Origin of the sequence: Simplicispira hankyongi, from assembly GCF_003570885.1 — a bacterium.
GTDB lineage: Bacteria > Pseudomonadota > Gammaproteobacteria > Burkholderiales > Burkholderiaceae_C > Simplicispira > Simplicispira hankyongi.
This window is the reverse complement of record NZ_QXJC01000003.1, coordinates 66312-91892: the sequence shown is the minus strand read 5'-3', so window position 1 is coordinate 91892 and position 25581 is coordinate 66312. Positions and strand designations below refer to the sequence as shown.

Genomic DNA, 25581 nt, shown 5'->3' with positions numbered 1-25581 from the left:
AGCATGCTGCGCCGCAGCAGCGCCCGCCGCGCGGCGCACCCCTTTCGGAGACCATGCATGGCCAGCACGCGCAAGAACGACAAAGACCAACCCCTCATCGACGATATCCGCCTGCTCGGCCGCATTTTGGGCGATGTGATTCGTGAGCAGGAGGGCGCTGCGGCCTTTGACCTGATCGAGCAGGTGCGCCAGCTCTCGGTCGCCTTCCGGCGGGACGCCGACCACGAGGCCGACCGGGCGCTCAAGAAGTTGCTCAAGGGACTCTCGGCCGACCAGACGGTGAGCGTGATCCGCGCCTTCACCTATTTTTCACACTTGGCCAACCTGGCCGAAGACCGCCACCACATTCGCCGCCGCACCATCCGCGAGCGCGCGGGCGACACTCAGGAAGGCAGCATCGACGTCGCCCTGGCGCGCCTGCGCTGGGCCGGCATTGCGCCCAGCACCGTGGCGCAAACCCTGGCCGGCAGCTACGTCTCGCCCGTGCTCACCGCCCACCCCACCGAGGTGCAGCGCAAAAGCATTCTGGACGCCGAACGCGCCATTGCCAAGCTGCTGGCCGAGCGCGGCGAGCTGGCCGAGCGCGCCCAGCTCTACAACAGCGCCCGCGACGCCCTCACGCCCCGCGAACTGGCAAGCAACGAGGCGCAGCTGAGCGCCCGCGTCACGCAGCTTTGGCAGACGCGGTTGCTGCGCTACAGCAAGCTGACGGTGGCCGACGAGATCGAGAACGCGCTGTCGTATTACGAAGCCACTTTCCTGCGCGAGATTCCCAAAATCTACGCCGAACTTGAACAATCCCTGGGCCAGGGCAGCGTGGCCAGCTTTCTGCGCATGGGCCAGTGGATTGGCGGCGACCGCGACGGCAACCCCAACGTGGGCGCCGACACCCTGGTGCAGGCGCTGCGCCGGCAAAGCGAGGTGGCGCTGCGCCACTACCTGACCGAAGTGCATTTGCTGGGTGCCGAGCTCTCGCTTTCCGCCCGGCTGGTGGAGGTCTCGAACGACATGCAGCGCCTGGCGGAAAGCTCGCCCGACACCAGCGAGCACCGCCAGGACGAACCCTACCGCCGCGCGCTCACCGGCATTTACGCGCGCCTGGCGGCCACGCTGGCCGAGCTGAGCGGCGGCCAGGCGGCGCGCCATGCGGTGGCGCCGCAAAATGCCTACCCGCACGCACACGAGTTTCTGGCCGAGCTGCGCACCATTGAGCAATCGCTCGCCACGCACCACGGCGAGGCCCTGGGCGCGCAGCGCCTGCACCCGTTGATCCGTGCGGTGGAGGTGTTTGGCTTTCATCTGGCGACGGTGGATTTGCGCCAAAGCTCCGACCAGCACGAACGCGTGCTGACCGAACTGCTGGCCACGGCGCGCGTGGTGCCTGACTACACGCTGCTGAATGAGGAGGCGCGCTGTGCCTTGCTGCTGCAACTGCTGCAGGATGCCAGGCCGCTGCGCGTCATGGGCGCGCAGTACAGCGCGCACACGCTGGGCGAGATTGCGGTGTTTGAGACCGCGCTGGCCATGCGCCAGCGCTTTGGCAATGACGCCATCATTCACTACATCATCAGCCACACCGAAACCGTGAGCGACCTGCTCGAAGTGCTGCTGCTGCAAAAGGAAGTGGGGCTGATGCAAGGCAGCCTGGGCACACCGGAAGCCCGCGCCAACCTCATCGTCGTGCCGCTGTTCGAGACGATTGAAGACCTGCAGAGCGCCGCCAGCATCATGCGCGGCTTCTACCAGACCCCCGGCATCGCCGCGCTGGTGCAGCGCTCGGGCGGCCAGCAGGACATCATGCTGGGCTACTCGGACAGCAACAAGGACGGCGGCATCTTCACCAGCAACTGGGAGCTGTACCGCGCCGAGATCGCGCTGGTGGAGTTTTTCGACGAGCTGGCTGCCACCACCCCCATCCGCCTGCGCATGTTCCACGGCCGTGGCGGCACCGTGGGGCGCGGCGGCGGCCCGAGCTACCAGGCCATCCTGGCGCAGCCGCCCGGCACCGTGCGCGGCCAGATCCGGCTGACCGAGCAGGGCGAAGTCATCGCCTCGAAGTACGCCAACCCCGAGATCGGCCGGCGCAACCTGGAAACCCTGGTGGCCGCCACCCTGGAGGCCACGCTATTGCAGCCCACCAAGCCGGCCACACCCGCATTTCTGGACGCGGCGGCGCAGTTGTCGGTGGCCAGCATGGCGGCCTACCGGGCGCTGGTGTACGAGACGCCCGGTTTCACGGACTACTTCTTCAACTCCACGCCGATTCGCGAAATTGCCGAACTCAACATCGGCTCGCGCCCTGCGTCGCGCAAGCCCAGCCAGAAGATTGAAGACCTGCGGGCCATTCCCTGGGGCTTCAGCTGGGGCCAGTGCCGCCTCACCCTGCCGGGCTGGTACGGTTTTGGCTCGGCTGTGGAGGCGTTTTTGAACGCCCCCGGCAAAGACCCCAAGGCCCAGCTCGCGCTCTTGCGCAAGATGGTGCGCGAATGGCCCTTCTTCAGCACCTTGCTGTCCAACATGGACATGGTGCTCGCCAAGAGCGACCTGGCGCTGGCGTCGCGCTACAGCGAGCTGGTGCAGGACGCCCGCCTGCGCAAAAAAGTGTTCGGCGCCATCGAGGCCGAGTGGCACCGCACGGCCGACGTGCTGACCCGCATCACCGGCGACAAGCAGCGCCTGGCGCACAACACCGCGCTGGCGCGCTCCATCAAACACCGCTTCCCCTACATCGACCCGCTGCACCACCTGCAGGTCGAGCTGATCCGCCGCTGGCGCGCCGGGCAGGGCGACGAGCGGGTGCAGACCGGGATTCACATTTCGATCAACGGGATTGCGGCGGGGTTGCGCAATACAGGTTGATTGCTATTGGATTTATAGCTGCTAGGGAGCCTCTGCATGAATCGTCGCGCCGTGTGCATCTGCGGCCTCGGGCGATCTGCAGCGTTGCAAATCCTCGCGATAGCTACGGCTATCGCTGCAGTTTGCGCCTTGCAGCTCATCCCGATCCGCAGCGCCCACTTGCCACGCGATTCGTGCAGAGGCTCTCTAGCGCTTATTGGGTAAGCACTAGAGGGGTAGTTTCGTCAAAATTCAACTCCCCAGCAGCTCCCCCACCGCGTGCAGGTCTTCCACGCGGTCGCACACCGCCTTCACGGCCATCATGATGGGGATGCCCAGCAGCAACCCCCACAGGCCCCAGAGCCAGCCCCAGGCCAGAACGCTGACGAAAACGGCCACCGGGCTCAGGCTGCTGGCGCGGCTGGTGAGCCAGGGCGTGAGCAGGCTGCCCACCAGGGTGTGGATCACCAGCGACGCGCCGCCCACGGCAAAGGCCATGTCGAGGGTGCCGAACTGCAGAAACGCCACCAGCGCCGACGCGCCCGTGACGGCGAGCGAGCCGATATAAGGCGCCAGGTTGAGAACCGCGGCGATCACGCCCCAGACTGCCGCGTTTTCCAGGCCCAAGATGGCGTACACCAGGCCCGTGGCCAGGCCCACGATGGCGCTGGTCGCCAGTTGCACCAGCAGGTAGCGCTGCACCTGGCCGTTGATCTCATCGATGACCTGCAGCGTCACCTTGCGCCGCGCCAGGCTGCGGCCGGCGATGCGCATGAGCTTGAGGCGAAAGGTGTCGCCGGCGGCGAGCGCGAAGAAGGTGAGGAACAGCACGATGGTCAACTGGCCCAGCACCGACATCAGCCCCATGGTGCCGCTCCAGAGGTAGTCGCGGATGTCGAGCGGGCTGCGCTCGATCTGCACCCGCTGCACGCCGCGCCGGGCCACGGAAGGCGCGCTGGTTTCGGCGGCGGCCTGCTCGATCTGCGAAGCCGCCTTTTGCACCGTCTCGATAGGGCTGGGCTGGCGGGCGCGCTCGCGCATCTTGTCGCGCACCTTGGAGGCGGCTTTTGGCAGCGAATCGACCACCTGCGAAGCGCCGTCGCTCAGTTGGTACACCGTGCCCGCCAGGCCGCCGCTCAGGGCCAGCAGCAGGGCCGCCGCCGCGATGCTGCGCGGCACGCGGTGGCGATTGAGCCAGCCGACGACGGGCGAGAGCGCGCAAATCAGCAGAGCGCTCGTGGCGATGGGGATGAACACCGCCGCCGCCCAGTGCAGCACGGCCAGGCAGGCGCACAGCGCAATGATGGCCAGCGAAGCGCTGCGCGCGCCCACCGGCACATGCAGCGACACGGCCTCCGATCGGTGTTCGGTGGGGGTGAGCACCACCGTACCGGCGTCTTCACAGGGCTGGCAGGGTGTGGGGGGAGGCGAGGACGATGCCGGCGTTGCGGGCGCGTCCGGATCGGCCGGACTGGCCATGAGGTCAGGGTTGGGTGGCAGCATGCGGCATTGTCCGCCGGCCAAGGGCTGCGCGGGCGTAGGTCGGCTTCGCAGAATGCGGTGTCACGTGTGCGGGAATACGCGGTAAATACCGCGCTGTTGCGTCGATTGGGGCGTGGGGCTTGGACCTACCATCGCTGCCATGCGATCTCTCCAGAACTTTGTCCGGCCGGCGCTGTGGGCTCTGTTGCTGCTTGCGGCAGGCTGCTCCTCGCTCGACGTGCCGCATGCCGACAATTTTGCAGCCAGCGGCCAGAAGACGGTGCGTGCCGTACACCACTGGGATGTGCTGGCGGGCGATGTGGCACAGCGTATTGCTGACAAGATCAGCGAGTGGCCTGTCGGGGAGCATCCGATCTACATTGCCCCACCCCTTGAGAGCAGCTTCAACCAGGGGTTTCACAAACTGCTGATTGCGCATTTGCTTGAGCACGGGGTGGTGCTTTCCAGTGAACCCAGTGCAGTGCAACTGCACTTCGAAACCCAACTGGTGCAGCACGGAGCGCCGATGGACAGCAGGATCGGCCTGCCGCATGCGCGCCTGGCCGCTGGCGTGGTGGTGGCGCGCGACATCGCGGTACATCCCGAGTCGGATTCCTCGGGCATTGGCACCGGGTTGGTGCTTGGGACGGCCATGGATGCTGCAAACCTGCATCCCAACGAGACCGCTGCTGGTGGACCCACACGCACCGAGGTGCTGGTGACCACATCGCTAGAGAGCGGCGGGCGCTATCTCGCCAGCACTGCCGACATGTACTACATCGAACCCGCCGAGGCTGCGCTCTACCGCAGCGCATCGCCTACCGCACCGCCGTTGCTGGTGAAGACCTGGCAGGTGGTCAAGCCATGAAATATCTTGTGTCCAGCGCCCGTACGTCGGACGCGCGAGCCTGCACTGCCATACGCAGCACCGAACTTGCGCCAGTGAAACGGGCGCGCCAAAGACTGGTTCTGCGCAGTGCTTCAGCGCTGCTGCTCTCGCTCGCCGCTGGGTCGCTGACCGGCTGCGCCGGCTACTACTACGGCGAGAAGTACGGCCCAACACTGGCCCTGTCGCCGCACGCCGATATGGTGGGCAGCAGCTACGCCGCCGCTGATGCACTTTTGCAAAACGCGCCGCTGGACCTGCGTGCGCCGGTGCTGGTGGCGACGCTGGTCGATCTGGATCACCTGGGTGCTTCGTCGCGTTTTGGCCGCGTGGTCTCCGAACAGATTGCCGGGCGCCTGACGCAGCGCGGTCTGCCCGTGCCCGAGCTGCGCTTGCGCGAATCCGTGGCGCTGGTGCCGCATGAGGGTGCGCTGCTGCTCTCGCGCGAGCTGCGTGAGGTGAGTCGGGCGCATGCAGCGCAGGCCGTGGTGGTGGGCACGTATGCCGTGTCGAGCCGGCAGGTGTTCGTCAGCCTCAAGCTCGTGCGCCCGGAAGGCAACTTGACCATTGCCGCGCACGACTACGCGCTGGTGCTGGACGACGAGCTTCGCAGCCTGCTCGGTCTGCGTTGACCAGAAAGCGAAAACCCGGCCGCTGCCATGCGCCGGGTTTGCCGGGTTTTCTTTTATTTTGATAGCTTACAGCGCTTGCTGCATAAGCGCTAGAGGCCAAAAAACCTTGAAATTTTCAGTGCAGCATCAAGGCGCCGCTGGTTTTGCTCTTGCCCGCGCGCGCCGGCGGGTTGCACAGGCCGCAGGTGTAGCCGCGGTTTTCGTACAGCTCGGTGACAAACTGGCCCTTGCAGTCGCTGCACTGGGTGCGGGTGAGCATGCCGGCGTCGACAAACTTCACCAGGCGCCAGGCGCGGGTGAAGGACAACAGGGGCTCCACCTGGGCGATTTCGATCTGCTCGCTGTAGAGCCGGTAGGCCTTGGTGAGCAGTTCCACCGAGTCCAGGTCCATGCCCTTGCCCAGGTATTCGTAAATGTTCAGGAACAGCGAACTGTGGATATTTTCCTGCCAGGTCAGGAACCAGTCGGTCGAGAACGGCAACTGTCCTTTGGACGGCGACTTGCCCGCGATCTCCTTGTACAAGCGGATCAGCCGCTCGTAGGACAGCGTGGTTTCCGATTCGAGCACCTGCATGCGGGCGCCCATGCCGATCAGCAGGGCGGCGCGCTCGATCTGGCGCGATTCGTTGAGCACGCTCTTGGATGCGGCGCGCTTGGGAGCGCTGGTGCTGGCGGTGGTGTCGGTCATGGCAGTTTCGGGCGGGTGGGGTGAAGAGCGAAGGTCCGGGTGCTCAGAGCACTTCGGAGACGCGGCTGGCCATCAGGATGTTGGCGTGCAAGGTGTTGGTGGCTTCGTTGCCCACCTTGCGCGGCGTATCGTGGTTGGTCAGCAGCCCCCAGACCAGGCTGTCGTCCACGCGGAAGCTGCACAGCAGCGTGTTGCGGGACGCAATCTTCATCACCTGTGCGGGCGAGAGCGAGGCCAGCAGGTCGGCCGCTTCTTCGTTGAGCCCGAGACGGAACACCGCCTCGGCCTTGTCCTGGCGGATCAGCGTCTGCGCCAGCATCAGGTAGGTCAGGTTGGCTTCGCGGATTTCGGCGAGCACTTGTTCTTGGGTCATGGGGCACATCCTTTTCAGGTCCGGGGGCGCTTTGCATGCCGTGTGCATGCTTTGGCGATCCGGTGAAATGGATTGTGAAACCGGCCTAAAAAGAAATTAAGTCGGCATTCGGCTGCGCAGCGTGTCTGGTTTCGGGGTGGGGTTTGTAGGAAGTTGCCTTACACCGCCCGCTGTTTTTGGCCGACTGCGCAGAGGAGCGGACCTGCTGCGCTTTCTCCGTCAACCGCGTTCCACGGGCCGTGTTGGGTCGCTGCACCATTCGCTCCAACTGCCGGCAAAAAGGGCAGTGGGCGCGTAACCGGCAAGCTCCATGGCCAGCAGGTTGGGGTTGGCGGTGACGCCGCTGCCGCAGTGGTGCACCACCGTGGCGGGGTCGTGCGCGCCCAGCAGCGCTTCGAACTCGCTGCGCAGTTGCACGGCGTCCTTGAAGCGTCCGCCAGGCCCGAAATTCTGCGAGAAGGGCCGGTTGAGCGCGCCCGGGATGTGGCCCGCCACCGGGTCCAGTGGCTCGACTTCGCCCCGGTAGCGCTCGGGAGCGCGGGCGTCGATCAGCGTCTGGCTTGGCGTGCCCAGTTGCGCCTGTACCTGGAGTGCGCTGCGCAACTCGCGCAGCGGTGGGTGCAGGTGGAAATTGGACTGGAAGTGCGCCGGTTCCTCGCCGGTTGTGGTGCCACCGCCGGCGGTACGCCAGGCGGCGAGGCCTCCGTCGAGCACCGCCACCGCATCGTGGCCCATCCACTTGAGCATCCACCACAGGCGGCCGCAGAAGGCGCTGCCGTTGCGGTCATAGACCACCGCTTGCATGCGGTTGGCAAACCCCACGCTTGAGAGCCATACGGCAAAGCGCTCGCGTGTCGGCAGTGGGTGGCGCCCGCCGGACATCGGCCCGTCGACCGCATGGGCGGTGACGATGCTGCCGCCCGCGCCGGGCGCACCGTGCGGCGCGCTCAGGGCCTCGTCCAGGTGGGCATAGACCGCGCCGGGGATATGCGCTTCGAGAAAGGCGCTGCGGCCGGCCGATGGCTGGGGCAGGTCGAAGCTGCAATCGAACACCATGCAGGGCGCGTCGCCCGCGTGCAAGGCCAGCAACTGCTCGGCGGAAATGAGGTGGGTGTAGACCATGGGTGGGAAAAAGTGCGTGTCAGGCCTCCATTGTGCGCACGTCAGAGCTCTTCGGCAGGCGCCGACGCCACGCTGCGGGTACGCAGGGCGGTGGCAACGATGCCGCTGGCGATGATCAGCCCCATGCCGGCCCAGCCTGAAGGCGCGATGATGTCGCCAAAGATCGCCATGCCGTAGAGCGCGCCAAACACAATGCCCGAATACTGCAGGTTCGCCACCACCAGCGTGGCGCGCGGGGTGTGGGCGCTGGCGTAGGCGCGTGTCATGCACAACTGGCCGCCGGCGGCCAGCACGCCGATGGGCAGCAGCCACAGCACCGGCCAGCCAGGCCACGCCGAGTGGCCGGTGGCCAGCACCGCGGCGCCGCCCGCCACGACCGAGCCCACACCAAAATAGAACACCGTGCGCTCCTCGGGCTCGCCGATGCGCGAAAGGGCCACCACCTGCATGTAGGCCAGCGCCGCGCACATGCCTGAAAGCAGACCCACCAGAGCCCCCAGCGCCTGCCCAGGCCCCTGCCCGAGGCTGGGGCGCAGCAGCAGGACCACACCAACGAAACCAGCGGCCACGGTGAGCAGCAGGGGGCCCTGCAAAGCCGGGCGCGGCGTTTCGGGCGAGGGGCGCCAGTTCACCAGGGCGCCGCCGACCAGGAACGCGGCGATCCAGACACTGCTCATGTAGTTGAGCGTGACGGCCGTGGGCAGCGGCAGCTGGGCGATGGCGTAGAACCAGCCGCCGAGCGAGATCACGCCGATGAAGGCGCGCCAGGCGTGCATGCGCGGGTAGCGCGTGGCCAGCGCCACGCCGCGCGCACGCGCCAGCCAGGCGAGCAGCGCCATGCCGATCAGCCCGCGCGCGAGCACCAGCTCGGCCGAGGTGAAGTACGCCGAGCCAAACTTGACGCACACGCTCATGCTGGCGAACAAAAAGGCGGCGAGCACCATCCACAGGGCTTGCATGGGCGTGTGAAAATTAAATGAAAATGGCTTTTAGCGCTTATTCAGCAAGCGTTTTCAGCTACTGTAACAATAGCATCGTGGCCGTGCTTCCCGCGATTGGGCGCCCTGGAACTGGCCCTGCCCGGCCACTGGCGCCTCAGAGGCTTGCTCCCATGCGCTGGCGGTACCACTCGTGGAAGTGCTGCATGCCGTCTTCCATCGGGCTCTGGTAGGGGCCGACTTCGTTGTCGCCGCGCTCAAACAAAGCCTTGCGGCCGGCGTCCATGCGCTCGCCGATTTCATCATCTTCAAGGCAGGTTTCCATGTAGGCGGCCTGCTGGGCCTCGACGAACTCGCGCTCGAAGGCCGTGATTTCCTCGGGGTAGAAGAATTCGACCATGTTCAGCGTCTTGCTCGGGCCAACCGGGTGCAGCGTGGAGACGGTGAGCACGTGCGGGTACCACTCGACCATGATGTGCGGGTAGTAGGTGAGCCAGATGGCGCCGCGCTCGGGCAGCTTGCCGTGCCGGTACTTGAGCAGCACCTCGTGCCACTTCTTGTAGACCTGGGAACCCGGCTGGCCGAAGGTGGCCGCGACTCCCACGGTCTGCACCGAGTATTCGTTCTGGAACTCCCAGCGCAGGTCGTCGCAGGTGACGAAGTTGCCCAGCCCTGGGTGGAAGGGGCCGACGTGGTAGTCCTCCAGATAGACCTCGATAAAGGTCTTCCAGTTGTAGTTGCACTCGTGCAGCTCGATGCGGTCCAGCGTGTAGCCGTCGAATGAGAGTTCCTTGCGCGGACCCATGCCCGAGAGGTCGGCTTCGATATCGCGGCCGTTGTCCTCGAACAAAAGCCCGTTCCACTCGCGCAGCGGGTAGTTTTTCAGGTTCAGGCAAGGGTCGTGCTTGAAATGCGGCGCGCCCAGCAGCTCGCCGCCGGGGCTGTACGTCCATCGGTGCACCGGGCAGACGATGTTGCCGCCAGCGCTGCCCTTGGCCTGCTCCTGCAGCGTGCCGCGCCCGCCCAGCATGATGGCCTGGCGGTGGCGGCAGACGTTGGAGATGAGCTCCACCTGGCCGCCAGGGCCCCGCACCAGCGCGCGGCCCTCGCCTTCCTGGGGCAGGGCGTGGTAATCGCCCGCTTGCGGCACGCTGAGCGCATGCCCCACATAACGCGGGCCGCGCTGGAACAGCGTGGCCTTCTCGCGCTCGAACAACGCGGGGTCGAAATAGCTGGAAACCGGTAGTTGGCTCGTGGCCGGCTGCAGTCGAAGGCTTACATCAGACATGGGTGACCTGATAAAGACTCCCCACAGGGAGAGACGCACAGCGTCAGTGAAAAAAATGAAACCGGCGTGGTGCCGGTTCGGTATGGAATGGGATTATAGGCAGCGGGGTTATTGCTGCGCTGGCAAAGCCCGCAGGGGTGCCACGTGTATTGCGCTGGCCGGCAGCATCGCCTTGCGGGGAGGCCGCCTGTGCTCTCGTCCTAAAATTGCCGGCTTTGCTTGTTGACCACCTCCCGCCCATGGCAAAACCCAAGACAACCGAACCGGCCAGCTACGAAACTGCGCTCGAAGAGCTCGAGCAATTGGTCGCGCGGATCGAGTCGGGCCAAATGCCGCTCGAGCAACTGCTCATCGGCTACCAGCGTGGGGCCGTGCTGCTGGCTTTCTGTCGCGAGCGGCTTGAAGCCGTGCAGGACCAGATCAAGGTGCTGGACGCCGGCGTTATCCAAACCTGGGCCGGCGAATGAGCGGCGTACCCGATCAGGCATTTGCCGCCTGGAATGCGGCGCAACTGGCCCGCACCGAAGCCGCCCTGTCTCGGTGGGTGGGGCCGGGCGCACCTGAAGACCTGGGCCAAGCCATGCGCTATGCGGTGCAAGGTGGTGGCAAGCGTCTGCGGCCGCTGCTGGTGCTGGCGGCGCGCGAGGCGGTGGCTGACGAAGGGGCTTTGCCTGGCAATGCAGCGATGCGCGCAGCGCTCGACGATGCGGCGCTGCGCGCCGCGTGCGCCGTTGAGCTCATTCATGCCTACTCCTTGGTGCACGACGACATGCCCTGCATGGACAACGACGTGCTGCGCCGGGGCAAGCCTACCGTGCATGTGCAGTTTGGCGAATCCGGCGCACTGCTCGCGGGCGACGCGTTGCAGGCGCTGGCCTTCGAGCTGCTCACACCCGAGCACAGCGCCATCCCGGCGAACGTGCAAGCTGCCCTGTGTCGGCAGCTCGCGCGCGCGGCGGGCGCGGCGGGCATGGCGGGCGGGCAGGCGATCGATTTGGCCAGTGTCGGCCTGCAGCTTGACGAATCTCAACTGCGGCGCATGCACCAGCTCAAGACCGGCGCGCTCCTGCAAGCCAGTGTGATGATGGGCGCCGCCTGCGGCACGCCGGGTGCGCTGGCGCTTGCGGGCCTGGCGCGTTACGGGGCCTCTCTCGGGTTGGCGTTCCAGGTGGTCGACGATATCCTGGACGTGACGCAGGATTCGGCCACGCTGGGCAAGACGGCTGGCAAGGACGCGGCCGATGCCAAACCCACCTACGTGTCACTGCTCGGCCTGGAGCCTGCGCGGCAATGCGCGCAGAATCTCCACCGCGAAGCACTGGCCGGGCTGGACGCTAGCGGCCTGCCCGACACCACGTGGCTCGCGGCGCTGGCAGACATGGTGCTGCTGCGCTCAAATTAGAAGTAAAAATGCCTCCTAGCGCTTATGGAGTAAGCGCTATAAGCTATTAAAAATATAGTATTGAATGTCCACGAACGCCTACCCCCTGCTTGAGACCGTGAACGACCCGGCGGATCTGCGCCGGCTCTCACGCGCCGAGCTCAAGCGCCTGGCCGACGAACTGCGCGCCTTCGTGCTTGACAGCGTCTCCAAAACGGGCGGGCACCTGAGCTCCAACCTGGGGACAGTGGAACTCACCGTGGCGCTGCACTACGTCTTCGACACCCCGCGCGACCGCCTGGTGTGGGATGTGGGCCACCAGACCTACCCGCACAAGATCCTGACCGGCCGGCGCGAGCGCATGGGGACGCTGCGCCAGCTCGGCGGCATCTCGGGTTTCCCGCAGCGCGCCGAGAGCGAATACGACACCTTTGGCACCGCGCATTCGAGCACCAGCATTTCCGCCGCCCTGGGCATGGCGATGGCTGCCAAGCGGCGCGGCGATGAGCGCTATGCGGTGGCCATCATTGGCGACGGCGCCATGACGGCCGGTATGGCCTTCGAGGCGCTGAACAATGCCGGCGTAGCGGATTGCAACCTGCTGGTCATCCTCAACGACAACGACATGAGCATCAGCCCGCCAGTGGGGGCGCTGAACCGCTACCTGGCGCAGCTCATGAGCGGGCAGTTCTATGCGGCCGCCAAGAACGTCGGCAAGACGGTGCTGCGCCCTGTGCCGCCGCTGCTGGAACTCGCCAAGCGCCTTGAGCAGCAGGCCAAGGGCATGGTGGTGCCGGCGACGCTGTTCGAGAAGTTTGGCTTCAATTACATCGGGCCCATTGATGGGCACGATCTGGATTCGCTCATTCCGACGCTGCAGAATATCCAGGAGCTCAAGGGCCCGCAGTTTCTGCACGTGGTCACCAAGAAGGGCCAGGGCTACAAGCTGGCCGAGGCCGACCCGGTGGCCTACCACGGCCCCTCGCGGTTTGATCCGAAGATTGGCCTGGTCAAGCCCGCCACGCCGCCACGCCAGACTTTCACGCAGGTGTTCGGCCAGTGGCTCTGCGACATGGCGGCGCACGACGAGCGCCTGGTGGGCATCACACCGGCGATGCGCGAAGGCTCGGGCATGGTGGAGTTCGAGCGGCGTTTCCCTGATCGGTACTACGACGTGGGCATTGCCGAGCAGCACGCGGTGACATTCGCTGCGGGCATGGCCTGCGAGGGCGTCAAGCCGGTGGTCGCCATCTATTCCACCTTCTTGCAGCGCGCCTACGACCAGTTGATCCACGACGTTGCCTTGCAAAACCTGCCCGTGGTTTTTGCGCTTGATCGCGCAGGTCTGGTGGGCGCCGACGGCGCGACCCATGCGGGCGCCTACGACATCGCCTTTGTGCGCTGCATCCCCAACATGGCCATGGCCTGCCCGGCCGACGAACGTGAGTGTCGCCAGTTGCTCTGCACCGCCTTCGCCCAGAACCACCCGGTCGCTGTGCGCTACCCGCGCGGCAGCGGTGCCGGCACCGCGCCGTTGCCGGGGCTGGACGCCTTGCCGTACGGCAAAGGCGAAATCCGCCGCACCCGCAGCAGTGCCTTGCGGCCAGCCGGCCTGCCACGCATCGCCATCCTGGCGTTTGGCACCTTGCTGTACCCGGCCCTCGAAGCCGCCGAGCAGTTTGACGCGACCGTGGCCAACATGCGCTGGGCCAAGCCGCTGGATACCGAATTGCTGCTGCAACTCGCCGCCGAGCACGACGCGCTCGTCACGCTCGAAGAGGGCTGCATCCAGGGCGGTGCAGGCAGCGCGGTGCTTGAAGCCCTGGCCGCCGCGGGCATGCAGCGACCGGTGCTGCAGCTCGGTCTGCCCGACGTCTTCATTGAGCACGGTGACCCGGCCACGCTCCTGTCTTTGCAGGGGCTCGACGCGCCAGGCATCGCAGCCTCGGTGCAGGCGCGCTTTGGTGCATCGGTGCGCGCTATGGGCGAGCGCGCAGCCTGACAATTCCCCTGCGGAGGTAGGGGTGCTGCGCTTTCCGATGCGCAGTGGCTGCAGGTGCATGCTTGCAGAACCCTGAAGGCATGCGCCTCGCCGCGGGCTTTCGCGGGAAAACCCGCAGAGGCTCTGGAAAGTGCCTTTTTACAATTCCTCCATGGCTGCTAAAGTGGCTGGGCCGCGCGGCGGATGTGCCACGCGTTAGGCACTATTGCAACCCCGTTTCTCAAGAGGTTCTCATGGATCGTCGCTCACTCATCAAACATGCCGGCGTCGCTGGCGTACTGGCCGCAGGGGTTGCCCCTGCCGTGCACGCCCAGGCCACTGTCCGCTGGCGCCTGGCATCGAGTTTCCCCAAGTCGCTCGACACCATTTTCGGCAGCGCCGAGATGTTCGCCAAGACGCTCAAGGCCTTGTCTGGTGGCAAGTTTGAAGTTTCGGTGCACGCCGCCGGCGAACTGATGCCTCCCTTTGGCGTGGTGGATGCCATTCAAAACGGCACGGTGGAAATGGCGCAGACCGCGCCGTACTACTTCACCGGGAAAGACTCCATTTTTGCCTTTGGCTGCGCGGTACCCTTTGGCCTGACGGCGCGCCAGATGGACGCGTGGATGGAACACGGCAACGGCCGCAAGCTGATGGACGAGTTCTACGCCAAATACAACATCAAGAGCCGCAGCGCCGGCAACACCGGCACGCAGATGGGCGGCTGGTACCGCAAGGAAATCAATACCGCTGAAGACTTGAAGGGCCTGAAGATGCGCATGGGCGGTGGCCTGTTCGGCGAATCCATGCAGAAGCTCGGCGTGGTGTCGCAGAACATGCCAGCGGGCGAGGTCTACCAGGCGCTGGAAAAGGGCACGCTGGACGCTTGCGAATTCGTCGGCCCTTACGACGACGAAAAGCTGGGCTTCAACAAAGTGGCGCCTTACTACTATTACCCCGGCTGGTGGGAAGGCGGCGCCGAGCTGGAATTCTTCATCAACGCCAAGGCCTACGCGGCGCTGACGCCCGAGTTCCAGGCCATGGTGGACGCCGCCACGGCCGTCGCAGCCCGCGACATGACGGCCAAGTACGACGCCTTCAATCCCATTGCGCTCAAGAAGCTCGTGGGCGCCAAGACCCAGCTCAAGGCGTTCTCCAAGGAGCTCATGGACGCCGGCTTCAAGTCGGCGATGGAAGTGTTTGCCGAGCACGAAGCCAAGTCGCCCGAGTTCAAGAAAATCCACCAGGACATGCGAGCCTTCCAGCGCGATCAGATCCTGTGGGGCCGTTTCTCCGAGTTCCGCTTCGACAGCTACATGACTTCGGTCAAGCTGTAGCCCGCAATCGTTCTTGTCGCGATCAGGCCATGGCGGCATTGATCGCCCAAGCAGCCGGAGTCTCAGGCCCGCACCTGCGCGGGCCTGACGCCGGTTTTTTTTGGCACCGCATCAGCACCGCCAGCACCTTTTTTCATCCACAGGAGACTTGCAATGGATCGTCGTTCCCTTATCAAAAATGCCGGCATCGCCGGGGTGCTCGCGGCAGGTGTCGCACCGGCTGTGCATGCGCAGGCCGCGGTGCGCTGGCGCCTGGCGTCGAGTTTCCCCAAATCGTTGGATACCATCTTCGGTGCCGCCGAGGTGTTTTCCAATGCCGTCAAGAGCATGTCTGGCGGCAAGTTTGAAGTTTCGGTCCACGCTGCTGGCGAGTTGATGCCTGCGTTCGGTGTGGTCGATGGGGTGCAGAACGGCACCGTCGAAATCGCGCACACCGCGCCCTACTATTTCTTCGGCAAAAACGAGGCGTTCGCCATCGGTGGTGCCATTCCCTTCGGCATGAACTCGCGCCAGCTCACCGCCTGGATGGTGGACGGCAACGGCGAAAAGCTCATGCGCGAGTTCTATGCCCAGTACAACATCATCGACTTCATTGGTGGCAATACCGGCACACAGATGGGCGGCTGGTTCCGCAAGGAAGTCAAATCGCCTGAGGACATCAAAGGCCTGAAATTCCGCATTGGCGGCTTTGGCGGCAGGGTCATCGAACGCATGGGCGGTGTGCCGCAAAACATTCCTGGCGGCGAAATCTACCAGGCGCTTGAAAAAGGCACGATTGACGCGGCCGAATGGATTGGCCCCTACGACGATCAGAAGCTGGGCATCAACAAGGTGGCCCCGTTCTACTACTACCCCGGTTGGTGGGAAGGCAGCTTGAACCTGTCGTTCTACGCCAATGACAAGGCCTTCAATGGTCTGTCAGATGAGAACAAGGCCATCATCAAGGCGGCTTCCTACGAAGCCCATGTGACCACGCAAGCGCGCTACGATGCACGCAACCCTGGCGCACTCAAGCAACTGGTTGGCGCCAAAACCAAGGTGCTGCCGTTCCCGCAGTCGGTGATGGACGCCTCGTTCAAGGCGGCCAAGGAAGTCTATGCCGACCTGAACGCGAAGAACCCCGCCTGGAAGAAGATCTACGCTGACTACCTGAACTTCCAGCGTGATGAAGTGCTGTGGTTCCGCTTTGCGGAAGGTACCTTCGACAACTTCATGCAGCGCCAGAAACTCTAAGCGCAAGCAGCCCGAAGAACCCCGCCTGGTGCGGGGTTTTTTTTTGGGTGGTGCGCCCGGCGGGGCGCACCTACTCGGAGGAGAAAGTCCTCTTCCCGCCCCGCATGGGGAAGCGTTAGCAATGGCAAGGGTTCCACGGGGGACGGCGAGTCTGAAGGGCGCCCAATGGCAAGGCGCTGCGGTGCGTGCGCCTACTGCGCCAGGAGCGGCGGCATCGCGTTAATCCAACCGGCAAGCTCCAGCAAGCACCCGTGCCTGTGAATTTGATGGCCCAGAGGCCTCCCGTATTCCGGTAATGTCTGCGGCAAAAGTGGGTGTCGTGGCGTGCATTGGTCTGCTGCGTTCGGTGAGTAACTCGGCATTGGGGTGCGCAGGCCGCGCGAGCGGCACGGGCCAGGGCATCGGTTGGGTTTTGACGGATCGAGCCCGATATGGCTCTGGAGCATGGTTCCGGCCTGGAGGCGATGCGTTTCTAGAGAGTTTTGCTCGCTTCCTTGAAGAGGAGGGGCAAAAAAAGAGCCCTGCGATCGGCAGGGCTCTTGGCTTGGAGCGGGAATGAGGGCCCGCTGGCTTTATTTTTTCTCGCTCTGAATAGCCTCCTGTGCCGCCTTCATCGGATCTTCCGGGACTTCGGGTTGCTCGCCGGGAGCCGGTTCCGGCGCAGCGGCGTCCAGCGCGTCGAGCTTGCGCATCTGGGATTCCATTTGCAGGCGAATCTTGTCCAGATCGTACACCTCCTTCTTGTCGAGGCCGCTGGAGACGATGCCTGGGAAGATGATGATCAACGAGACCATGATCACCTGGATCAGCACGAACGGCACGGCGCCCCAGTAGATCTGCATGGTAGTGATGGGCTGGATCAGCTTCTTGGTGACGCGGTCGGTGTAGGCCGTGGCAGGTGCCACGCTGCGCAGGTAGAACAGCGCAAAGCCAAACGGCGGGTGCATGAATGAAGTCTGCATGTTCACCGCCAGCAGCACGCCAAACCAGATCAGGTCAACCCCCAGCTTGTCGGCGACCGGAGCCAGCAGCGGCACGACGATGAAGGACAGTTCGAAGAAGTCCAGGAAAAATGCCAGGAAGAAAATCAGCAGGTTGACCAGAATCAGGAAGCCCACTTGGCCGCCGGGCAGGCCGGTGAGCAGGTGTTCCACCCAACGCGGCCCCTCGACGCCCTGAAACACCAGGCTGAAGACGGTCGAGCCGATCAAAATGAACACCACGAAGGTGGACAAGCGTGTGGTCGAGATGAGGGCCTGCTTGAGCAGCTTGAAATTCAGGCGCCCGCGAACCATTGCCATGGTGAACGCGCCCAGTGCACCCATGGCGCCGCCTTCCGTTGGGGTGGCGATGCCGAGGAAGATGGTGCCCAGCACCAGGAAGATCAGCAAGAGCGGTGGAATCAGCACGAAGGTCACGCGCTCTGCCATACGCGAGAGCAGGCCCAGGTGCGTGATCTTGTTGAGCATGGAGAGTACAAAAGCCAGCGCCACGCCAACGCACATGGAGACGACGATCGTTTCGTCCTTGGCGACGCTGGTGACGGTTTCACCTGACCACCAGGTGTGAATGTCGGCAATGTGGTGCGCGAAGAACAGCGAGGCGCCCACGGAGACGATGGTGAGGATCAGCAACGAAGGCAGACCGCTGCTGCCGTTGTCTTCGCGGATGGTGCGTGCCGCTGGCGGCAACGCCGGCACCCACTTGGGTTTGAAAATCGCCAGCAGAATCACGTAGCCGGTGTAGAAACCCGTGAGCATGAAACCGGGGATGAATGCGCCCTTGTACATGTCGCCCACGCTGCGACCCAACTGGTCAGCCAGCACGATGAGCACCAGCGAGGGCGGAATGATCTGTGCCAGCGTTCCGGAGGCGGCGATGACACCGGTGGCAATGCGCCGGTCGTAGCCATAGCGCAGCATGATGGGCAACGAGATCAGGCCCATGGAAATAACGGAGGCGGCGACCACGCCGGTGGTTGCAGCGAGCAGCGCACCCACAAAGATCACGGCGAGTGCCAGACCGCCTCGCACCGGGCCGAAGAGCTGGCCGATGGTCTCCAGCAGGTCTTCCGCCATGCCGCTGCGCTCCAGGATCAACCCCATCAGCGTGAAGAAGGGAATCGCCAGCAGTGTGTCGTTCTGCATGATGCCGTAGATCCGCAGCGGCAATGCCTGCAGCAGTGCTTCGGGCAGCAGGCCCAGTTCAATGCCAACGAAACCAAAGAACAGACCGCAAGCCCCGAGACTGAAGGCCACGGGAAAGCCCATCAGCAGGAACACGATCAGCCCCGCGAACATGATCGGGGCCAGATTAGAGGTAAAGAATTCCATGAATGTGTCTCCGCTCAATCGGCTTGGGTGGCTGCGTTGCCATCGCCTTTGGCGGCTTCGGCCAGGCGGCGGATGGATTCGGCCAGTTCTTCCTCAGCCGTTTTTTCGCCAGATTTGACGGTCGGATCAGGCACCAGGCCCTTCAGGAAGGCGATGCGCTTGATCAGCTCCGACCAACCCTGCAGCAGCAGCAACGCGAAGCCCACCGGCATCATCAGGTACACCGGCCAGCGGATCAGACCGCCTGCGTTGCTGGACATTTCGCCGGATTGGTAACCCTGGAGGAAGAACGGGATGCCGAACCACAGTACCGCCGCGCACATCGGCGTAAGGAACACCACGAAGCCGAATACGTCGAGCCAGATCTGCGTGCGCTTGGAAAACCGGCTTGAGACGACGTCCACGCGCACATGCTCGCGGTGCAGCAACGTATAGCCTGAGGCGAGCAGGAAGGCTGCGGCAAACAGGTACCACTGCACTTCCAGAAAGCCGTTGGAGCTGTAGTTGAAGATCTTGCGCACGATGGCGTTGATGCCGCTGATCACCGTGGACGCGAGGATCAGCCAGATGACAAAGAGACCGACGCGCTCATTGAGCCAGTCGACGCCTCTGGATAGTTTGAGTAATGCCTGCATGGAGTCTCCAAAAATGGACGGTGACGAATCGCTGGCGGAGTGCCATGGGAGTCTGCCGGAGCTGGGAATCGTCGGCTGCAAAATGGGCCGCAGTGGTCCATTTCCGCTTTTGACGCTCCAAGCCCGACAGTCTCCCGGCGCGCGCTTGTAACTTTTCGAGTCGAGCGATTCTACGAAGCACTGTAGGCGCAGGCTGACAGCAGCGTGACGGTGTATTCCCTAGGCGCGGTATGCGTCAGAAGCTACTAAAAATATAGCAATTAGGGTTAACGCTTAGAACGAAAAACGTGCTTTTGCGCGGAAAACCTCCACCACGGCAGCACAGCGCTCATGGCCAGAACCTGGCCGCAGTACTCGGGTGCGTAGCCTGCTAGCTGTGCCATGCGCGCCTGCCAGGCGGCCGACTGCAGCAGCGTTCGCAGCGCCAGAGTGGGTGCCTGGTCCAGGCTGGATTTGAGACAGGCCAGGTGGTAATGCTCGTGCACCAGGGGAATGAAATCGAGCCCGCGTTCGCGTGCCGCCATCTCGATGCCCAGGCCAACATCGGCCGCGCCCGCAGCGACGGCCTGTGCCACGGCGGCGTGCGAAGGCTCGGTTTGCCCGGCTGCGCCCAGGGCGCTGGCCTCCAGCCCTTCGCGCTCCAGCAAATCACCCAGCAGCACGCGCGTACCCGTGCCCAAAGGCCGGTGCACAAAGCGTGCGCCGCGCGCTGCCACGTCGGCCAGGCGCAGCAGGCCAAGTGGGTTGCCACGCGCCACGATAAGGCCTTGCGTGCGCCGTGCAAAGCCGATCAGCTTGTGCAGGCCGGGTTTGAGCAGCGGCTTGTACGTGCGCGCTGTCTCCGAGCCTGGCGCGGCGCCCTCCAGCGTATGAAAGCCCGCGAGCGTGCAGCGCCCCTCATTGAGCGCACGAATGGCGTCCACGCTGCCGGTGAAGCGGATGTCAAGGTGCAGAGCGCCCCGAGCCCTTGGCTGACCGACCGACCCACTTGTCGGGTCGCCCGCCGCAGCGACTTCGCGCAGCAGCCCCAGGGCGTCGTCGTGGCTGGCGTAGAGCGTGAGCACGTGGGCGCTTGGGTCGAAGGCGACGGCAAAGGCGCGCTCCAGGTCAGCGTGCAGCGCGGCGATCTGCGGCGCCAGGCGGGCCTGGGCCTGGCGTTCGGCCCACAGGAGCTTCTGGCCAAATTCGCTTAGTTGTGCGGCCTGGCCCTTGCCCCAGACAACGAGCGTGCCGCCCAGCTCTATCTCCCAGCGCTTGAGCGCACCCCACACGTGGCGGTACGACAGGCCCAGGGCGCGCGCGGCGCCCGAGATGGAGCCTTCCTGCGCCACCGCGGCCAGCATTTCAGGCAGTGGGTTGCGGATCAGGCGGTTGCCGGCGTCGCGCGACAGTGTGTAGTGGAGCTGAATCCTATGCACGGTGTTTCATATGGTGGCTTGCAGACGGGGCGCCTACGATAGCGCAGCCCCATTTTGCTATTGGCATGTCCACCCTGTACCCCAGTTTCGTCACAGCGCTGCAGCTCATCGCCAGCTTCGATCCAGCGCTCTGGAGCATCGTCGGCCGCTCACTGGCGGTCAGCACCACGGCGTGTGCAATTTCCTTTGGCGCGGGGCTGGCGCTGGGGGCCTGGCTGGGCGTCGCGCGCTTTCGCGGGCGTGGCGCGCTGCTGCTGCTGCTGAACACCTTGCTGGCCTTGCCGTCGGTGGTGGTCGGCCTGCTGGTGTATTTGCTGCTGTCACGCAGTGGCCCGCTGGGCTGGCTGGGTTGGCTGTTTTCTTTCCAGGCCATGGTACTGGCCCAGGCCGTGCTGGTGCTGCCCGTGGTGACGGCGCTGACCCGCCAGACGGTGGAAGACGCCGAACGCGCCTACGGCGAGCAGCTCCAGTCGCTCGGCGCCGGGCGCATGCTGCGCAGCCTGCTGCTGGCCTGGGACACGCGCCTGGCCTTGTTCACGGTCCTGGTCGCCGCCTTTGGCCGAGCCATCTCTGAAGTGGGCGCGGTGATGATCGTCGGTGGCAACATCGATGGCTTCACCCGCGTGATGACCACGGCCATTGCGCTTGAGACCAGCAAGGGCGACCTGCCGCTGGCTCTGGCGCTGGGCACCGTGCTGCTGGCTGTGGTGCTCGCGCTGCATGGCAGCGTGGCGCTGCTGCAGCGCTGGGCCAGCCGGCGCGATGCGGCGACCGGCGCCGCAGCCCTCACGCTTGCTGCCGGGGTGGCGGCGTGATGCCCAACCCGGCACCGCTCCTGGCCCTGCGCAGTGCCGGCGTGCGTTTTGGTGCCCTGCACGCACTGCAAGAAGTCAACCTGAGCGTGCATGTCGGCGAGCGCCTGGCACTGATAGGCGCCAACGGCAGCGGGAAAAGCACCCTGCTGCGCGTGCTGCATGGCCTGCAGCGCCTCTCCAGTGGCGAGATGGTGCACGGAGCGCCGCACCGCCAGGCCATGCTGTTTCAGCGCCCACACCTGCTGCGCGCCAGCACGCAGACCAACGTGGCGCTGGCGCTGTGGCTGCGCGGCCACGCCTGGCGCGACGCGCGCGCACAGGCGCTGCGGGCCCTGGCGCGTGTGGGCCTGGAGGCGCTCGCACGGCAGAACGGCCGCACGCTCTCGGGTGGGCAGCAGCAGCGCGTGGCGCTGGCGCGCGTCTGGGCGCTGCAAGCCCAGGTACTGCTGCTCGATGAACCGACGTCCAGCCTGGACCCGCACGCCAAGCGCGAAGTCGAGGCGCTGATTGCCCAGCTCGCTGGCTCGGCCTCGGCGGATGCGCAGGCCGGCCCTGTCACCACCGTGTTCAGCAGCCACAACCTGGGCCAGGTCAAGCGCCTGGCCACCCGCGTGCTCTACCTGGAGCAGGGCCGCGTGCTGGCCGACCTGCCTGTTCACGATTTCTTTAATGGCCCCTTGCCAGAGGCTGCCCGTTTGTTCGTCAAAGGAGATACCCTGTGAAAAATATCAGGCTTTTCAGCCCTTCAGCGCTTGTGTGTAAAGGGTTTCTAGCTATTTCTTTGGTAGCTGGAACCGCCGCTTGGGCCGACACTATCACCATGGCCTCGACGACGTCCACCGAGCAATCTGGTTTGTTCTCCCACTTGCTTCCGGCGTTCAAGAAAGACACCGGCATCGACATCAAGGTGGTGGCCGTGGGGACTGGCCAGGCGCTCGACATGGCGAGACGCGGCGATGCCGACGTGCTCTTCGTGCACGACCAGGCCGCCGAGGAAAAATTCATAGCCGAGGGTTGGGGAATCAAGCGCTACCCGGTCATGTACAACGACTTCGTCATCGTCGGCCCTCAGGCCGACCCGGCAGGCATTGCTGGCAAGGATGTGGTTGCGGCGCTGAAAAAAATCGCCATCGCCAACGCGCCCTTCATCTCGCGTGGCGATAAGAGCGGCACCTATGCGGCCGAGCTGCGCTACTGGAAGGCTGCCGATACCGAAAAAGGCACGGGCTACAAGGCCTGCGGCTGCGGCATGGGCCCGGCGCTCAACATGGCTGCCGCCAGCGGTGCCTACGCGCTGACCGACCGCGGCACCTGGCTGAACTTCAAGAACCGCGCCGACCTGGGCATCCTGGTGGAAGGCGACAAGCGCTTGTTCAACCAGTACGGCGTGATGGTGGTCAACCCCGCCAAATACCCACAGGTCAAGCTCAAGGACGCGCAAAAGTTCGTTGACTGGGTGATCTCCCCCACGGGCCAAAGCACCATCGCCGATTACAAAATCAACGGGCAGCAGCTGTTCTTCCCGAACGCGGACAAGTAAGCTGCCAAAGCCAAGTGCCGAGAAACTTCAGGTGTTTTCGGCCTTCTGCGCAAGCAGGGTCTGCGTATGCAGCTATTCTTTGAATAGCATTCCCCTCAATCGAGCAACGCCACGCCTTTGACTTGCGCGAACAGCGAGCGCCCTGGTGCTATGCCGAGTGCCGTCACCGAGCGCTGCGTAATGCGCGCCAGCAGCCGCGCGCCGCCGGCGTCCAGCGCCACCATCCACTGGCCGGGGCTGTCTTCGCGCAGGCCGGTCACGGTGGCGGGGACAATGTTCAGAATGCTGGTGCCGCTCTGGCGCTCCAGTGTCAGGCTCACGTCGCGCGCCTGGATGCGTACGCGCAGGCGCTGGCCCAGGGGGCGGGCCGTGGTACTGATCACGTGCAGCTCGCCGCCGGCAAAGCCCAGGGTGGAGAGATGCTCCGCGCTGTCGTGGCGTACGAGTGTTCCTTCGATGATGGTGGCTGCCGCGTCGCCCTGGGCCAGGGGCAGGTCGAGGCGGGCCATCAGGACTTCGGCGCTGCCGCTGGCGCGCACGCGGCCGGCGTCCAGCAGCACCATGTGCGTGGCCAGGCGCGCGACTTCGTCGAGCGCGTGGCTCACATACAGCACCGGAATGGCCAGTGTGCGCTGCAGGGCTTCGAGATAGGGCAGCAGCTCGGCCTTGCGACCGGCGTCCAGGGCGGCCAGGGGCTCGTCCATCAGCAGCAAGCGCGGCTGCGCGGCGAGCGCCCGCGCAATGGCCACACGCTGGCGCTCGCCGCCCGAGAGCGTGGCCGGGCGCCGGTCCATCAGGCCGGCAAGGCCGAGCAAATCGACCGCTTGCTCGACGGCGACAGCAGCGCCTGCGACCGCACTGCGCCCGGTAGACTGGACGCGCTTTTGTGCATACATGATGTTGCCGCGCACGCTGAGGTGATCGAACAGGCTGGCTTCCTGAAACACAAAGCCCAGTGCCCGTTGGTGCGTGGGCAGCCAGATGCCGGCCGCGTCGTCCTGCCAGGTGCTGCCCGCCACGCGCACCAGGCCAGGGTGGGCGCGCTCCAGACCGGCGAGTGCGCGCAGGCAGGTGGTCTTGCCGCAGCCAGACGGGCCGAACAGGGCAATAAAGCCGTGCCCTGGCAACTGCAGGTCCACGTCCAGCGTGAACGGGGATCGCTCCAGCCGCAGGCGCGCCTGGATGCCAGGGTTTTCCGCATTCATGGCAGCAGCCTCGTGCGGCGCGTCAGGTTCAGCCCCAGCAGCACCAGGAACGAGAACACCACCATGCCGCCTGCGAGCCAGTGCGCCTGCGCGTATTCCAGCGCCTCGACATGGTCGTAAATTTGCACCGAGACCACCCGCGTCACACCGGGGATATTGCCGCCCAGCATGAGCACTACGCCGAACTCGCCCACGGTGTGCGCAAAGCTCAGGATGGCGGCGGTGACGAAACCGCCGCGCGCCAGTGGCAGGGCCACGGTCAGGAAGCGGTCCAGCGGCCCCGCACCCAGCGTGGCGGCGGCTTCCAAGGGCCGCTCGCCCACGGCCTCAAACGCACCCTGCAGCGGTTGCACGGCAAACGGCAGTGAATAAATGAGCGAGCCCAGCACCAGCCCCCAGAAGGTGAAGGGCAGCGTGCCCAGACCCAGCGCCGTGGTCAACTGCCCCAGCGGGCCGTTCGGCCCCAGCGCCGCCAGCATGTAAAAGCCAATCACCGTGGGCGGTAGTACCAATGGCAACGCCACTACGGCCGACACCGGCCCGCGCCAGCGCGAGCGCGTGCGCGCCAGCCACCAGGCCAGCGGTGTGCACAGCAGCAGCAGCAGCGCCATCGTCGTCACCGCGAGGCGCAGCGTCAGGCCGATGGCGCGCAGGTCGGTCTCAGTGAAGCCCATGAAGCTCGCAAACGACTTATTTGATGATGCCGTAGCCGTAGGATGCCATGACGGCGTGTGCCGCGTCGCTGCGCAGGAACTCCATGAGGGCCGCCGCCGCCGGATTGTCCTTGCCGTGCTCAAGCACGACGGCGTCCTGGCGGATGCGGGTGTGCATCTCGGCCGGCACGCGCCAGGCCGAGCCCTTGGTGATCTTGCCGTCCTTCATCACCTGAGACAGCGCGACGAAGCCCAGTTGGGCATTGCCTGTGTGGACGAACTGGTAGGTCTGCCCGATGTTCTCGCCCATCACCAGTTTGGGTTGCAAGCTCTCGGCCAGGCCCAGCTTGTCGAGCGTCTGCATCGCGGCTGCGCCGTAAGGGGCGAGTTTCGGGTTGGCAATCGCCAGGTGCGCAAAGCTGCCTGTGGCCAGCACTTTGCCTTCGGCGTCCACCATCCCCGCGTCCGGGCTCCACAGCACCAGGCTGCCCAGAGCGTAAGGGACCAAGCTGGTGCCGACGGCCTTGCCGTCCGACACCAGCCGCCCAGCCGTCTTGTCGTCGGCCGAGAGGAACACGTCAAACGGTGCGCCGTGGCTGATCTGCGCGTAGAACTTGCCGGTGGAGCCAATAGTCAGCTCTGCCTTGTGCCCGGTTTCCTTGGCAAAAAGGGCGGCAATGTCCTGCATGGGCGCTGTGAAGTTGGCGGCTACCGCCACCTGCACTTCGCCGGCCTGGGCGGCGAAGGCACAAAGGCTCAGGGCAAGGGCTGCGAGAAGGCGGAGAAGGGACGGCATGGTGGCT

The 25581-nt window shown here is 65.1% G+C and carries 23 protein-coding genes; 11 read left to right on the top strand and 12 right to left on the bottom strand.

Annotated features, from left to right (window positions below; translation table 11 throughout):
- The first annotated feature begins 57 nt into the window (after window positions 1-57).
- Window positions 58-2859, top strand: a complete 2802-nt coding sequence (gene ppc / locus D3F03_RS07120) for a phosphoenolpyruvate carboxylase (protein ID WP_119108713.1) — start codon at window positions 58-60, stop codon at window positions 2857-2859.
- Window positions 2860-3090: 231 nt separating this feature from the next.
- On the opposite strand, the gene D3F03_RS07115 is transcribed toward ppc, so the two are convergent.
- Window positions 3091-4341, bottom strand: coding sequence for an AI-2E family transporter (locus D3F03_RS07115; protein WP_119108712.1), 1251 nt, complete (start codon window positions 4339-4341; stop codon window positions 3091-3093).
- Window positions 4342-4480: 139 nt separating this feature from the next.
- Here D3F03_RS07115 and D3F03_RS07110 point away from each other — a divergent pair, with 139 nt between their 5' ends.
- Both D3F03_RS07110 and D3F03_RS07105 read left to right on the top strand, forming a co-directional pair.
- The gene (locus D3F03_RS07110; protein WP_119108711.1) at window positions 4481-5188 is read left to right on the top strand and encodes a hypothetical protein; all 708 of its coding nucleotides are present in this window, start codon (window positions 4481-4483) and stop codon (window positions 5186-5188) included.
- Window positions 5185-5838, top strand: coding sequence for a FlgO family outer membrane protein (locus D3F03_RS07105; RefSeq protein WP_158606144.1), 654 nt, complete (start codon window positions 5185-5187; stop codon window positions 5836-5838). The genes D3F03_RS07110 and D3F03_RS07105 overlap by 4 nt, the downstream gene beginning before the upstream one ends.
- A gap of 115 nt (window positions 5839-5953) precedes the next feature.
- Here D3F03_RS07105 and flhC read toward each other — a convergent pair whose 3' ends face one another.
- The 5 genes from flhC to D3F03_RS07080 all read right to left on the bottom strand — a co-directional run bounded on the left by flhC (window position 5954) and on the right by D3F03_RS07080 (window position 10247).
- A complete protein-coding gene (gene flhC / locus D3F03_RS07100) occupies window positions 5954-6526 on the bottom strand; it encodes a flagellar transcriptional regulator FlhC (protein WP_119108710.1) in 573 nt (190 codons plus the stop codon).
- A 43-nt stretch (window positions 6527-6569) separates the two neighbouring features.
- Window positions 6570-6899, bottom strand: a complete 330-nt coding sequence (flhD, locus tag D3F03_RS07095; protein ID WP_119108709.1) for a flagellar transcriptional regulator FlhD — start codon at window positions 6897-6899, stop codon at window positions 6570-6572.
- A 219-nt stretch (window positions 6900-7118) separates the two neighbouring features.
- Window positions 7119-8021: a sulfurtransferase gene (locus tag D3F03_RS07090; RefSeq protein ID WP_119108708.1), complete on the bottom strand. Its 903-nt coding sequence runs from the start codon at window positions 8019-8021 to the stop codon at window positions 7119-7121.
- A 41-nt stretch (window positions 8022-8062) separates the two neighbouring features.
- Complete coding sequence (locus tag D3F03_RS07085) at window positions 8063-8980, bottom strand: DMT family transporter (protein ID WP_119108707.1); 918 nt, start codon at window positions 8978-8980, stop codon at window positions 8063-8065.
- 136 nt (window positions 8981-9116) lie between these two features.
- A complete protein-coding gene (locus tag D3F03_RS07080) occupies window positions 9117-10247 on the bottom strand; it encodes an aromatic ring-hydroxylating oxygenase subunit alpha (RefSeq protein WP_119108706.1) in 1131 nt (376 codons plus the stop codon).
- A gap of 239 nt (window positions 10248-10486) precedes the next feature.
- On the opposite strand from D3F03_RS07080, the gene xseB reads away from it, so the two are divergent.
- From xseB to D3F03_RS07055, 5 genes are all read left to right on the top strand, one after another.
- Window positions 10487-10714 (top strand): exodeoxyribonuclease VII small subunit, encoded by a 228-nt coding sequence (gene xseB, locus D3F03_RS07075; protein WP_119108705.1) that lies wholly within the window; start codon window positions 10487-10489, stop codon window positions 10712-10714.
- Window positions 10711-11649, top strand: coding sequence for a polyprenyl synthetase family protein (locus tag D3F03_RS07070; protein WP_119108704.1), 939 nt, complete (start codon window positions 10711-10713; stop codon window positions 11647-11649). The genes xseB and D3F03_RS07070 overlap by 4 nt, the downstream gene beginning before the upstream one ends.
- Window positions 11650-11713: 64 nt before the next feature.
- A complete protein-coding gene (dxs, locus tag D3F03_RS07065) occupies window positions 11714-13630 on the top strand; it encodes a 1-deoxy-D-xylulose-5-phosphate synthase (RefSeq protein ID WP_119108703.1) in 1917 nt (638 codons plus the stop codon).
- Between the two features lie 233 nt (window positions 13631-13863).
- Window positions 13864-14946 carry a TRAP transporter substrate-binding protein gene (locus D3F03_RS07060; protein WP_119108702.1) on the top strand — a complete coding sequence of 361 codons (1083 nt, stop codon included), beginning with the start codon at window positions 13864-13866 and terminating at the stop codon, window positions 14944-14946.
- A 153-nt stretch (window positions 14947-15099) separates the two neighbouring features.
- Entirely contained in the window at window positions 15100-16179 is a 1080-nt protein-coding gene (locus tag D3F03_RS07055; protein WP_119108701.1) for a TRAP transporter substrate-binding protein, read from the top strand.
- A 572-nt stretch (window positions 16180-16751) separates the two neighbouring features.
- Here D3F03_RS07055 and D3F03_RS07050 read toward each other — a convergent pair.
- The 3 genes from D3F03_RS07050 to D3F03_RS07040 all read right to left on the bottom strand — a co-directional run bounded on the left by D3F03_RS07050 (window position 16752) and on the right by D3F03_RS07040 (window position 20565).
- The gene (locus D3F03_RS07050) at window positions 16752-18512 is read right to left on the bottom strand and encodes a TRAP transporter large permease (RefSeq protein ID WP_119108700.1); all 1761 of its coding nucleotides are present in this window, start codon (window positions 18510-18512) and stop codon (window positions 16752-16754) included.
- A gap of 14 nt (window positions 18513-18526) precedes the next feature.
- Window positions 18527-19147 (bottom strand): TRAP transporter small permease subunit, encoded by a 621-nt coding sequence (locus D3F03_RS07045; RefSeq protein ID WP_119108699.1) that lies wholly within the window; start codon window positions 19145-19147, stop codon window positions 18527-18529.
- A gap of 266 nt (window positions 19148-19413) precedes the next feature.
- Complete coding sequence (locus D3F03_RS07040) at window positions 19414-20565, bottom strand: substrate-binding domain-containing protein (protein ID WP_119108698.1); 1152 nt, start codon at window positions 20563-20565, stop codon at window positions 19414-19416.
- Window positions 20566-20630: 65 nt separating this feature from the next.
- Here D3F03_RS07040 and D3F03_RS07035 point away from each other — a divergent pair, with 65 nt between their 5' ends.
- Genes D3F03_RS07035 through D3F03_RS07025 form a run of 3 tightly spaced genes read left to right on the top strand, consistent with a single transcriptional unit; the run spans window position 20631 to window position 22920 of the window.
- Window positions 20631-21380: an ABC transporter permease gene (locus tag D3F03_RS07035; protein WP_119108697.1), complete on the top strand. Its 750-nt coding sequence runs from the start codon at window positions 20631-20633 to the stop codon at window positions 21378-21380.
- Entirely contained in the window at window positions 21380-22102 is a 723-nt protein-coding gene (locus D3F03_RS07030) for an ATP-binding cassette domain-containing protein (protein WP_119108696.1), read from the top strand. Before D3F03_RS07035 ends, D3F03_RS07030 begins: the two co-directional genes overlap by 1 nt.
- On the top strand, window positions 22099-22920 hold the full coding sequence (locus D3F03_RS07025) for an ABC transporter substrate-binding protein (RefSeq protein WP_425453095.1): 822 nt from the start codon (window positions 22099-22101) through the stop codon (window positions 22918-22920). Before D3F03_RS07030 ends, D3F03_RS07025 begins: the two co-directional genes overlap by 4 nt.
- Window positions 22921-23015: 95 nt before the next feature.
- On the opposite strand, the gene modC is transcribed toward D3F03_RS07025, so the two are convergent.
- From modC to modA, 3 genes are read right to left on the bottom strand one after another with little or no spacing between them, the layout of a single operon-like run.
- Window positions 23016-24125 (bottom strand): molybdenum ABC transporter ATP-binding protein, encoded by a 1110-nt coding sequence (gene modC / locus D3F03_RS07020; RefSeq protein WP_119108694.1) that lies wholly within the window; start codon window positions 24123-24125, stop codon window positions 23016-23018.
- Window positions 24122-24799: a molybdate ABC transporter permease subunit gene (gene modB / locus D3F03_RS07015; RefSeq protein WP_119108693.1), complete on the bottom strand. Its 678-nt coding sequence runs from the start codon at window positions 24797-24799 to the stop codon at window positions 24122-24124. The genes modC and modB overlap by 4 nt, the downstream gene beginning before the upstream one ends.
- 16 nt (window positions 24800-24815) lie before the next feature.
- Complete coding sequence (modA, locus tag D3F03_RS07010) at window positions 24816-25574, bottom strand: molybdate ABC transporter substrate-binding protein (RefSeq protein ID WP_119108692.1); 759 nt, start codon at window positions 25572-25574, stop codon at window positions 24816-24818.
- Window positions 25575-25581: the final 7 nt, after the last annotated feature.